The organism is Janthinobacterium svalbardense (assembly GCF_002327145.1).
Taxonomy (GTDB): domain Bacteria; phylum Pseudomonadota; class Gammaproteobacteria; order Burkholderiales; family Burkholderiaceae_D; genus Janthinobacterium; species Janthinobacterium tructae.
This window is the reverse complement of record NZ_CP023422.1, coordinates 294,264-305,822: the sequence shown is the minus strand read 5'-3', so window position 1 is coordinate 305,822 and position 11,559 is coordinate 294,264. Positions and strand designations below refer to the sequence as shown.

Genomic DNA, 11,559 nt, shown 5'->3' with positions numbered 1-11,559 from the left:
TGCTTTATCCAAGTAAGAAGCTTTTAACTTCATTGAGAGGAACTACCATGCAAACATCGAAACTGTTCAATACCCTGGTCGCCGCTATCGTACTGTCGGGCGCCTCGATCACCGCTTCGCATGCCGCTGACTCCGCACCAAAAGCACAAGCTCCTGCTGACACTGTCGTGGCCGCCAACGCCGCCGCCGCCGTCCCTGATGAAACCATCACTTCCTCGGCCAAGGCCGCCCTGAGCGCCGATGCGCAAGCCGCTGCCCTGCCAGTCAAGGTAGCAACCCAGCAAGGTGTCGTCGTCCTGTCGGGCGATGTACCGAGCGCCGAAGCGGGTGACCGCGTCGTGCAGATCGTCGCTTCCGTGAGCGGCGTGAAAGAAATCAAGAACGAGCTGAAAGTCAAAGCCGCCGGTTAATCGCCCTCGCGCTGTACTTTACTCCGGGTTGCCCTGTCTGCGGACAGGGCATTTTTTTGTCTATTTCAGTTGGACTTGACAGTTTCGGCAGACGCTTGCGGGGGCGGCAGTACCACCGGGGCTATGGCGATGTCCCGCATTTGGATTGTCGTCGTATTGGGATAATCAAAGCCAGCGCCGGTGTTCCGGTCCACAATGTAGCCGATGCCACCACCCAGTAGAATATTGCCCCATACGGCACCATTCGACTTCGATACCAGAGTCGAACTTCCAGACAGATTGCCTTTTTTGCAGTCGACGATCATGTCGCCGGTGCTCTTATGCACCATAACGCTGCCAGGGCTGACAACGAACCAGTTGCCCGCATCGTTGCTGAGATTGCAACCAATGCCGGACACTTCCTTGCTCTCATGAATGGTTTGAATAGATACAGGCTGAAATTTTTCGCCCGCGACGGATGCGCAGCCAGTTAACGCCAGTGATGCTAAAACAACAGATAATTTATACATGTTTACCCTAGATGTAGTTGTAATTTTTAAAACAAATTAGTGTAAATTGGCATTGTTTATTTATCTATGAAAATATTTTAATTGTGGAAATTTTGTTTCTTTTATGATGAATCATTGGAAGTACACATCGGCTTCATAGCAAATCCACCGTCATTGTCATTGCATGATTTTTACCGATGAGGAATCCATATCAACGGTAGAATAGCCAGCACTGGCGCCGTTTCCGGCGCTTTTTGTCATCCATGGCGCAGTGTTGCAAGGCTGGGCCGCTACCAGGCTACCGCATGTCTTCTTTTTCCCCCGCCGCCCTGCTGCGCAATCTGAAACCCGATAATTTCACCATCGCCCTGCTCGTCACCGTGGCGCTGGCCAGTTTCCTGCCTTGCACGGGCACGACGGCCGTGGTCTTCGGTCACGTCACCACCGTCGCCATCGGCGCCCTGTTCTTCCTGCATGGCGCCAAGTTGTCGCGCGAAGCCGTGGTGGCCGGCGTCATGCACTGGCGCCTGCATTTGCTGGTACTGGCCAGCACGTTCATCTTGTTTCCCCTGCTGGGCCTGGCCCTGCGCCCGCTGGCGCTGACTTTTCTCACGCCCGAGCTGTACGTGGGCATCCTGTTCCTGTGCGCCCTGCCATCGACCGTACAGTCGTCGATCGCGCTGACGGCCATGGCGCGCGGCAATGTACCGGCCGCCATCTGCAGCGCCTCGGCCTCGAATTTCATCGGCATTTTTCTTGCTCCCATCCTGGTCGGCTTGCTGGTGGCGAAAGGCGGGGCAAGCAAGTCGTCGGTGGACGCCGTGCTGTCCATCGTCATGCAGCTGCTGCTGCCGTTCCTGGCCGGCCAGTTCCTGCGCCGCTGGATCGGCCGCTGGGTCGACCGCCATAAAGCCACCCTGAAATACGTCGACCAGGGCTCGATCTTGCTGGTGGTCTACACGGCCTTCAGCGAAGCCGTCAGCGAAGGCCTGTGGCATACGATTTCGGTGGAAACGCTGGTGGCGCTGGGCCTGTTCAGCATCTTGCTGCTGGCGCTGGTCCTGGGCCTGATGACGTTCATCAGCCGCCGCCTGGGTTTTAACAAGGAAGACGAGATCGCCATCGTCTTTTGCGGTTCGAAGAAAAGCCTGGCCAGCGGCGTGCCGATGGCCAAGGTGCTGTTTGCCACCCACTCGCTGGGCATGGTGATTTTGCCGCTGATGCTGTTCCACCAGATTCAGCTGATGATTTGCGCCGTGATCGCGCAACGCTATGCGCGGCGCGATGAGATATCGAAAGTTTCGATATCTACGCCTTAAATATAGAGAACTTTTTCAATCACCAATATACAATTTTCAGATCCCTGTTGACGGTGTGAAAAATAATTATTCAATTGGCCTTGCCAAATTTAAAACCACTGATCTAAACTTGAATTAAACCTTGCGTACTATCAAAATTATCATGATTCGCTAAAGTAAAAAATCAATATTGTTGAAGATAATTAATCATTTAGGATGTTAAATAAAAATAGGTCATCAATGTCAAAAAGTCAGAAAACTATCGTTATCGAGCGTATCTTTAATTTATTGTACGATCCAAGCACGGGTAAGTTAAGTAGAAGAGTCGTTACTGCAAAAGATTTGGAGGATGCAAAACGTTACTGCAATGATTTTTTAGGCGCCACCATCAAGTTGGATAGTAATCCATACAACTTCATGAAAGACATAGTACGAGGAACAGGAGCTGCAAAGATTTGGCCTGACAGTGTTCGACAGCTAGGGTTTATTGGTGAGCAGCGAACCGGTGATGGAAATGTATTTGCATTCGTGCCTGTGGTCGCAGGTGTTTCAGAGAGCTTCGATGTTGATTTCCGCCCAACGGACGATACGCCCCGCTATCAGATTCAAAGCTTAAGCCTGCCACTTGCATCGAAGGCACTTGGCCGAACTGACGAATCGTGGCTTTTACAGGTAGCAGTGAATCTTCGTATTATTGAAAGTCATTTTGCTATTGGTGAAAACAGACAAATTGAGGCATTGGAATTAAATCATCTGCAGATGGACATTAAATTGCGAAAGGTCCAAATCGATGCATTATATCTTGCGAAATGTATTCCTAGTATTGTAAACCCATCAGGTAGTGTACTTATCACAGTGGAGGCTAAACAAGGGAATCAACGCATTTTGACTGAGCAGATAGCCCGACAGGTTAAAGCTGCTTTTGAATCTACTTCGAATGACTTAATTGTTCCCACAGCAATTGCTGCAATTAAAGGAAAGGGAATGTATGTCGTTGAATTTAAATCGGTTCACCGCGCTGATATCGCAACGTTCGATGTACCAATTTTTCATCGGGAAGCTATGTTTGTTTTGCAACCATCGGTTCAAGGTATATAGTAAACAAAGAATTTTTTTCAATCGCAGGGAGTTTCCTGCGATTGGCTAAGGACATTGAATAATAAACTGAAGTATGCTCCGGTAAAGGTGCTATTTTTCAAATAGGTCTGCAGTCTTTGATGTTTCCGATGGTTTTCTATTTCGCTGGGCAATAACTGTTCGCAGGACAGAAAAGTAAGACGCTGCTTGTCCCATGTTCATAGCTAAAAGTGCTGGATCACCAAGCTTTATTGTGCCGTTTGGAATCGTCGGTTGGATGCCCAGCGCTTGTATAACAGCCGATGCAACAGCACGTCCAAGCAATGGCGGAACACTATTGCCAATTTGTCTAAATCCATGCCACTTAGTGACATGCATTCGGAACCAATCGGGATATGAGTGAAGACGCGCAGCCTCGCGGACAGTCAGAACTCGTGGGTAAACTGGATGGATCGGACGAGGAGATGTATGCGCTCCTCTAGCGCTATCTGTACCGGCGCGTAGCGTGTTGCAGACTCCTTCGAGAGAAAGTCTTAAGAAACGACTGATTTTTTCGGTCTGGCCTGGTGTTGTTGCAAGAAATCGAGCCTTTGACGTTTCTGTATGTTCGGTGATCGAACTGCATGTCAGCTCATTTACGTCGAAAGCACGCCTGTAGCTGTAATCGGATGAATCTTTGATCATTCCTCGTAAGCAGCGTGCGTATTTAGAATCGGTTTTCCATTGCAGCTTTACTGAGTCTGAGTTTTCTAAAGCGCGGTGTTGATTTACGTCTGGCAAATCAGCTATAGCGTCTCCCACCGTCACACAATCCTTAGCTGCTACTGGATATTCAGGGAGCACTTGATCTTTTCGAGCGGCCATAAGGAAGAGTCGTTCTCTTGACTGTGGGACACCAAATGCAGATGCATTTAAGACTTTATATGGCATCAGAACATTATATCCTGCATCACCTAATGCATCGATTAACTCAGTAAGGAATTGTGAATGTTTGCCAAGCGTCAATCCTTTTACATTTTCAAAAACGCAATATTTTGGTTTTAGTTCATGCACAAGACGAACATAGTGAAAGACCAACTGATTACGATTGTCGTCCAGTGCGCGTTTTCCAATCATTGAAAAGCCTTGGCATGGTGCACCACCAAACACTACATCAATTTCGCGATTACCTATTCCACTTTGAATGCGAATATCATTACCTGATAGATCGACTACGCTCGCGCAAATCGTTTTTGTTTTTGGGAAATTATATTCGTGCGTCGCGCAGTGAATCGGATCGATTTCGATAGCCGCAGCAATATCAAATCCAGCTTGTTCAAAACCTAACGATAAACCGCCTGCCCCTGCAAACAAGTCGATTCCTATTGGACGGCTCATGTAATTCTCCATACTTCGTACTGATTCAAAAAAATTAACTGTATTTTACTTTGTTGGTCGTCAAAAGTCGATCGTTTTCTGCCACTGAATCGAAACTTGTAGTGTCTTTACCAATCGTCGGTATGCTGACTTGTAATGTGCAGATTGTAATAATTTATCTACAGTTTACTTTTTGATTAAGAGCCGAGGTCTGCTATTTAGATCCAACATAAATTAAGTTGATGAGCCTAAATGATATTTTTGCAAATTTTTGCCGGCCAGCACCCTCTTCGAGGCCGTGTCATCATGCAGCATCTGCTTTAACGTCATGTTGCCCAAGGGGACGATTGCTTGCGGCTTCACGTGTTGCATTCTTCTCCCTGCTAGTTGGTTCGTCAATTCCAGGGCTCAATGATATGACTGTACTTATATACAGTATATCAGGATATCTGGTTTGTGCTGTCTTGACCTGTACGATGGCATAACGCTATATATAAGTGTATATTACGCTCCTTGTTCACCGTTCACTTTACAAGGATACGATCATGCGCCTCACCTCCCTCGCCCGCCTGCTTGGCACCGCTTTGCTCGCTAGCGCCGCCACCTCCGCCTTTGCCGGCGAAGTGGTGGTGTCGGCCGCGGCCAGCCTGACGAATGCGTTCAAGGATGCGGCGCAAGGCTATGAGGCGCAATATCCGGGCAGCAAGGTGTCCTTGAACTTCGCCGCCTCGGGCGTGCTGCTGCAGCAGATCGTCAAGGGCGCGCCCGTGGACGTGTTTGCTTCGGCCGACCAGGAAACCATGGATGCGGCGCAAAAGCAGGGCCTGGTGCTGCCGGCCGAGCGCATGGATTTCGTCAGCAACAGTCTGGTGCTGATCGTGCCGCACGATAGCAAGCTGGGCATCAAGAGCTTGAGCGACCTGACGCACAAGGGCGTGACCCGCGTGGCCATCGCCAACCCGGCCAGCGTGCCCGTCGGCCGCTATTCGGAAGGCGCGCTGAAGAAGGCGCAGCTGTGGGATGCCGTGCAGCCGAAAGCCATCGGCACGCAGAACGTGCGCCAGTCGCTCGACTATGTGGCGCGCGGCGAAGTCGATGCGGGCTTTGTCTACGCCACCGACGCAGCCATCATGAAAGACAAGGTGAACGTGGTGCTGGAGGTGCCTTTGGCCTCGCCCGTGCTGTACCCGATCGCCACCATCAAGGGCAGCAGCAATCCCGCCGAAGCGAAGCGCTTCGTCAGCTACCTGCAGACGGCGCCGGCGCAAGCCATCCTCGCCAAATACGGGTTTAAAAAGCCATAAAGTAAAACGACTGCACATGGATATCGCCTGGACCGCGCTGGCCCTGTCGCTCAAAGTAGCGGCCTGGGCCACGGCGCTCAATTTGTTGCTCGGCATCGGTACGGGCTATCTGCTGGCGCGCACGCGTTTTCCCGGGCGTGAGCTGCTCGACGCCCTGTTGACCCTGCCGATGGTGATGCCGCCCACCGTGCTCGGCTATTACTTGCTGGTGCTGCTGGGCCGGCGCGGCACCCTGGGCATCTGGCTGCAGGACAACTTCGGCATCAACCTCATCTTCACCTGGCAGGGTGCCGTCATCGCTTCCACGGTAGTGGCTTTTCCCCTCGTCTTCAAGCCCGCGCGCGCCGCCTTCGAGGCCGTCGACGGGCAACTGGAGCAGGCGGCCCGCGTGCTGGGCATCTCGGAAATGGCGATTTTCTTCCGCGTGACTTTGCCGCTGGCCTGGCGCGGCATCCTCGCCGGCGTGCTGCTGGGTTTTGTGCGCGCGCTGGGCGAATTCGGCGCCACCCTGATGGTGGCCGGCAGCATCCCCGGCAAGACGCAGACCCTGTCGGTGGCCGTGTATGAAGCCGTGCAGGCGGGCCAGGACGATGTGGCCAATACGCTGGTCGTGATTATCTCCCTTGTCTGCATCGTGGTGTTGCTGTCGGCTGGCCGCCTGGCACCCGGGCGCATCGCACACAAATGAGGCCTATGATGATGCCCATGCAACTCGACCTCGACATTCGCGCCACCTTGCGCTCCGGCAAACGCCGTTTCGACATGCACGTGCAATGCACGTCCAGCAGCCAGCGCATCGCCGTGTATGGCCCGTCCGGCGCCGGCAAGAGCATGACCCTGAAAGCCATTGCCGGACTGTTTACACCGGAGGCGGGGCATATTCGCCTGAACGGCCGCACCCTGTTCGATTCGGCCGTCGGCATCAACCTGCCGCCGCAGCAGCGCAACGTGGCCTACCTGTTCCAGGATTACGCGCTGTTCCCGCACCTGACGGTGCGCCAGAACGTGGGCTTCGGCCTGAGTCGCGGCTGGTTCAACCCGCGCGCGCGCGAAAAATTACAGAAGGTCGAGCATTGGCTGGACGCGTTTCATTTGCAGGAACTGGCGCACCAGTTTCCCGACGAGTTGTCCGGTGGCCAGCGCCAAAGGGTGGCGCTGGCGAGGGCACTCGTGGCCGAGCCAAACGCGCTGCTGCTCGACGAGCCGTTTGCCGCCCTCGATCCGGCCCTGCGTGTCAAAATGCGTCTGGAACTGAGCCAGTGGCAGCAGCGCCTGGACGTGCCCATGATCCTGATTACCCATGATCCGGAAGATGCGCGCATCCTGGGTGAACATGTGCTGTACTTGCGTGACGGACAAATTGACAGCATGGAAGAACATAAGGCATTGGGTGAACGCATTGGATAAATCAGCGGCAGCAGAAATCGGCCTGCAAGGTTCGGTATGGATGACGGTGGGCGGAGAAAATCTGGGCGGCGCCGGCAGGGTGGAATTGCTGGGCGCCATCGCCGAGTGCGGCTCCATCACGCAGGCGGCCAAGCTCGTCAAGATGAGCTACAAGGCGGCCTGGGACGCCATCGACGCGATGAACAACCTGGCTGGCGAGCCGCTGGTCGAGCGCTTGACGGGCGGCAAGGGCGGCGGCGGCACGCGGCTGACGCAACGGGGTCGCCAACTGGTCGACAATTTCCGTATCATCGAGCGTGAGCATGCGCGCTACCTGCGCCAACTGGGCAGCCAGGCCGAAGGCATCGCCGACGATCTTTTACTCATACGGAGAATGGCCATGAAAACCACGGCACGCAATCAATTCCTGGGCAAAGTTACTGAACTGAAACAAGGTGCCGTCAACGATGAAGTGACCCTGGCATTGCCGGGTGGACAGCACATCGTTGCCATCGTCACGCAGGGTAGCAGCGCAAGCCTGGGCCTGGTGCCGGGCGCGGAAGCGTTTGCGCTGATCAAGGCGTCGTCGATCATCCTCGTGGCGGACAGCGAAGGGGCGCGCTTTTCGGCGCGCAACCAGTTGGCCGGGCTTGTGACGCGCGTGCAGACGGGCGCCGTCAACACGGAAGTGGTGCTGGACTTGCCGCGCGGCGGCACGATAGCCGCCATCATCACCAACCAGAGCAGCACCGACCTGGGCATCGCCATCGGCAGCAGCGTGACGGCGATTTTCAAGGCGTCTAGCGTGATTCTGGGCGTACCCGCTTAAAATGCCGAAGCAAACCTACTGCGCGTCGCGATTTGCGGCCTGCGATGCTCACCGTGCTCTAGCACGGTTGCGCTTCTTAGCCACAACTCACTGCCGCTCGCTACGGTTTTCTTAGGCGTTTGGGTGCTAGTCCTTCAGCCTGGACAACCAATCGGCCGCCGCCGCCAGCGCCAGTTCCAGTTCCTGCGCCGTGTGCGCCAGCAGCGCCGGCACGGCGTCCAGGCGGCCCGCGTCGATGGCTTCCTCGGTGGCAAACGCGGCGCGGATCAGGCGCTTCGTGCCCAGGGTACCCACGGAACCGCGCACGCCGTGCAGGATGCGCGCCACGTCGCTGTGGCGGCCCGTTTGCAACGCTGTTTCGGCGTCGCGCACGGGCGTCATGCCCTTGTTCAGGGCGTCTTCCACCATGCGCCGCAGCACGCCGCGGCCTTTTGCATCGCGGCCCATCACGCGCATCAGCGGCGCCATGGAAAATACCTCCTCATCGGCAACTGTCACCGGCTCGGCCGTCTGCACTGGCGGGCGCTTCGGCAGGTGGCGCAGGATGACTGCCATCATCTCTTCCACCACCACGGGTTTGGCGATGAAATCGCTGATGCCGGCCGTCATGCAGCGCTCGCGCTCGGACGCCAGCACGCCGGCCGTCATGGCGATCACGGGCAAGTTCAAGCGCAGTTCCGTGCGGATGATATGGGTGGCACTGAAACCGTCCATGACGGGCATTTGCATGTCCATCAGCACGATGTCGTAGCGCAGCGCCTCCGTGCGCAGCCGTTCCACGGCTTGCAAGCCGTCGCCCACCACGTCCAGGGTGGCGCCCATGTGCTCGAGGATGCCGCGCGCCACGGCCTGGTTCAAATGATTGTCTTCCACCAGCAGGAAATGCACGCCGGCCAGTTCCGTGCCCAGCGGCTGGTGCAGGATGCGCTGTTCGCCGCCGTCGTTCTTGGCGATCAGCGCCTGGTGCAGGGCGTCGAACAGGCTCGAACCCGTGATTGGCTTCATCAGCACGACATCGGCCTCGGCCGCGCTGGAGATTTCCTCCAGGTGGTTGCGCGCGAAGGCGTTGACCATCACCACGATGGGCTGGCGCTGGCCGCTGGCCGCCTGGCGGATGGCCTTGGCCGTGGCCAGGCCGTCCATGACGGGCATGTGCCAGTCGGCCAGCACCACGTCGTACGGCTGCTGCTGCGCCAGGCGTTCGCGGTACAGTTCGATGGCGGCAAAGCCGGAGTCCACTTCGTCGGCCAGCCAGCCCCAGGCCTCGATCAGCTTGACGATCAGTTCGCGCGTGGTGCGGTTATCGTCGGCCACCAGCAGGCGCAACTGGCCCAGGGCTGGCGTGCGCCGCGTTTCGGCCGGCTGCGCCAGCATCTCGAACGGCACGCTGAACCAGAAGCGGCTGCCCTTGCCTTCGCTGCTGGCCACGGCGATATCACCGCCCATCATGTGGATCAGCTGCTTGCTGATGGCCAGGCCCAGGCCCGTGCCGCCGAAGCGCCGCGTGATGCTCTGGTCACCCTGTGAAAAGGCGGCAAACAGCTGCTGTTGCTGCAACTCCGTCATGCCGATGCCCGTGTCGCGTACTTCGAAGCGCAGCCAGGCGCGGCCTTGCTGGCTTTCGGCCAGGCTGACGGCCACCACCACCTCGCCGCTCTCGGTAAACTTGATGGCGTTGCCGGCCAGGTTGACGAGAATTTGCTGCAGGCGCTGGGCGTCGCCCACCAGGCGCCGCGGCACGTCGGGTTCGACGGCGATGGCCAGTTCCAGCTCCTTTTCGCCCGCATTCATGGTCATCGTCGTGGCCAGCGTGTTCATGACCTCGTCGAGGTCGAATTCGACGGGCGACAATTCCATGCGGCGCGCCTCAATCTTCGAATAGTCGAGCACGTCGTTGAGGATGCCCAGCAGCGACTGGCCCGCCACGCGCACCATGGTCAGATACTTGCGCTGTTCCGTATCGAGCCTGGTATTGCCCAGCAAATACACCATGCCCAGTACGGCATTCAGGGGCGTGCGGATTTCATGGCTCATATTGGCCACGAAATCGCTCTTCGCGCGGTTGGCCGCCTCGGCCCGGTCGCGCTCCTGTTCCAGCTCCGTCGCGCGCGCTTCGAGTTCCTGCTGCAGGCGGTCGCGTTCGCTCATCAGGCCGTTGAACGCTTCCGTCAGTTCGCCGATCTCGTCGCGCTGCCGCACCGGCACGGGCGTGAAACGGCTGCCGCTGGTGCGCATGGCTTGCAGCGTGTCACGCAGGCGCACCAGCGGAGACAGCAGGCGCACGGTGACCCAGCCCAGAATAAACGCGGCCAGTAGCGAAGCGAGGATGCTCCACAGCACCAGCCGGTACAGTACGCCATCGAACGGTTCGAAGGCATCGTCGAGAGGCAGCGAGGCGGCCAGCAGCCAGTTCACGGATTTCAGGCGTTTGAAGCTGTTGACGGCCGTGATGCTGCGGCTGTTGGTGCTGACCATGCTGCCTTCGCCATCTTGCCTCAACAACTCGGTGGTGGTCAGGTTGGCGTTCGGCAGGCGTGGCTGCAGCAAACGGTTGGTATCGGGGTGCAGCACGTAGCGCGGCACGGCGCCGCGCGTGAGGATGAAGTAATAGCCGCTCTTGCCGATCTTTTCCGAACGCAGGCGTCCCAGCAGGTTGTCCTTGTACAGGCGCAGCACACCGATCACCACGCCGGCCACCTGGCCATCGGCCGTGAGCACGGGCGCCACCATCTGCACGATGGGCATGCCGCTCGATTTGCCCAGCATCGGCTCGGTGATCATGGGCTGGCGCGTGCGCAGGACGGTCTGGAAATACTCGCGCTCGGCGACGTTGATGCCGGCGCGCCCCGCCACTTCCGGCATGTCGGCCACGACGGCGCCTTGCGCATCGAGCACCAGCACGTCGTCGAACAGCACCAGCATCGAGCGGCGCGAATAGTATTCGCGTAATTGGGCGGGCTGGGCGATCAATTCCGGCGGCTGCTGCCTGGCCGTCAGCGTGACGATCTGCAGCAGCATGCCCAGCTTGTCGTCGAGTTCGGCAGCGGTGCGGCTGATCAGGGCAGATTGCTGGCTCAGCAGTACTCGGGTGAAGTCGGCGCGCATGTGCTGCACCTGTATCATGGTGACCAGCGCGATCATGGCGATCGAGGTCAGGCTGGTGGCCAGCGCGACTTTTGCTTTGATGCCGAGAGGCTTCATGATTTCCTTTTCAGTACCGGGCGGTACAGGCGGCAGAGAATGCTGTCGGGAATTTTCCTATCAATACATCAACTTGGCAAGCGGCGTCGCGCAAATTGCCTTTCCCACATGGGCTTTTAACGATGTTGCCATATAATCAAGGTTGGAACGTCGTTTATTCAGCGGAAATGCGGTGAAATTGGCACACGGCAACCCTGTATGCAGTAAACT

The 11,559-nt window shown here is 56.8% G+C and carries 11 protein-coding genes; 7 read left to right on the top strand and 4 right to left on the bottom strand.

Translation table 11 applies throughout. The features are described from left to right. Window positions 1–47: 47 nt before the first annotated feature. Complete coding sequence (locus CNX70_RS01275) at window positions 48–410, top strand: BON domain-containing protein (protein WP_034752546.1); 363 nt, start codon at window positions 48–50, stop codon at window positions 408–410. Window positions 411–475: 65 nt separating this feature from the next. Here the strand turns inward: CNX70_RS01275 and CNX70_RS01270 are convergent, their stop codons facing one another. Further along, complete coding sequence (locus tag CNX70_RS01270) at window positions 476–919, bottom strand: hypothetical protein (protein WP_157750873.1); 444 nt, start codon at window positions 917–919, stop codon at window positions 476–478. A 284-nt stretch (window positions 920–1,203) separates the two neighbouring features. Between CNX70_RS01270 and CNX70_RS01265 the strand changes: the two genes are divergently transcribed. Both CNX70_RS01265 and CNX70_RS27940 read left to right on the top strand, forming a co-directional pair. Continuing rightward, on the top strand, window positions 1,204–2,217 hold the full coding sequence (locus tag CNX70_RS01265; RefSeq protein WP_096232826.1) for a bile acid:sodium symporter family protein: 1,014 nt from the start codon (window positions 1,204–1,206) through the stop codon (window positions 2,215–2,217). Window positions 2,218–2,436: 219 nt separating this feature from the next. Next, window positions 2,437–3,294 carry a hypothetical protein gene (locus CNX70_RS27940; RefSeq protein ID WP_157750872.1) on the top strand — a complete coding sequence of 286 codons (858 nt, stop codon included), beginning with the start codon at window positions 2,437–2,439 and terminating at the stop codon, window positions 3,292–3,294. Between the two features lie 90 nt (window positions 3,295–3,384). Here CNX70_RS27940 and CNX70_RS01260 read toward each other — a convergent pair whose 3' ends face one another. Together CNX70_RS01260 and CNX70_RS27935 are read right to left on the bottom strand one after the other, a co-directional pair. Beyond that, a complete protein-coding gene (locus CNX70_RS01260) occupies window positions 3,385–4,650 on the bottom strand; it encodes a DNA cytosine methyltransferase (protein WP_096238218.1) in 1,266 nt (421 codons plus the stop codon). 213 nt (window positions 4,651–4,863) lie between these two features. Continuing rightward, window positions 4,864–5,001: a hypothetical protein gene (locus tag CNX70_RS27935; protein WP_157750871.1), complete on the bottom strand. Its 138-nt coding sequence runs from the start codon at window positions 4,999–5,001 to the stop codon at window positions 4,864–4,866. 173 nt (window positions 5,002–5,174) lie between these two features. Here CNX70_RS27935 and modA point away from each other — a divergent pair, with 173 nt between their 5' ends. The 4 genes from modA to CNX70_RS01240 are packed head-to-tail and all read left to right on the top strand — an operon-like array spanning window position 5,175 to window position 8,148. Beyond that, a complete protein-coding gene (modA, locus tag CNX70_RS01255; RefSeq protein WP_096232824.1) occupies window positions 5,175–5,933 on the top strand; it encodes a molybdate ABC transporter substrate-binding protein in 759 nt (252 codons plus the stop codon). Window positions 5,934–5,949: 16 nt separating this feature from the next. After that, window positions 5,950–6,621 (top strand): molybdate ABC transporter permease subunit, encoded by a 672-nt coding sequence (gene modB, locus CNX70_RS01250; protein ID WP_096232821.1) that lies wholly within the window; start codon window positions 5,950–5,952, stop codon window positions 6,619–6,621. A gap of 17 nt (window positions 6,622–6,638) precedes the next feature. Continuing rightward, window positions 6,639–7,340, top strand: coding sequence for a sulfate/molybdate ABC transporter ATP-binding protein (locus tag CNX70_RS01245; protein ID WP_096238217.1), 702 nt, complete (start codon window positions 6,639–6,641; stop codon window positions 7,338–7,340). Between the two features lie 40 nt (window positions 7,341–7,380). Further along, complete coding sequence (locus tag CNX70_RS01240) at window positions 7,381–8,148, top strand: TOBE domain-containing protein (protein WP_096232819.1); 768 nt, start codon at window positions 7,381–7,383, stop codon at window positions 8,146–8,148. A gap of 126 nt (window positions 8,149–8,274) precedes the next feature. On the opposite strand, the gene CNX70_RS01235 is transcribed toward CNX70_RS01240, so the two are convergent. Next, window positions 8,275–11,349 carry a response regulator gene (locus tag CNX70_RS01235; protein ID WP_096232817.1) on the bottom strand — a complete coding sequence of 1,025 codons (3,075 nt, stop codon included), beginning with the start codon at window positions 11,347–11,349 and terminating at the stop codon, window positions 8,275–8,277. Window positions 11,350–11,559: the final 210 nt, after the last annotated feature.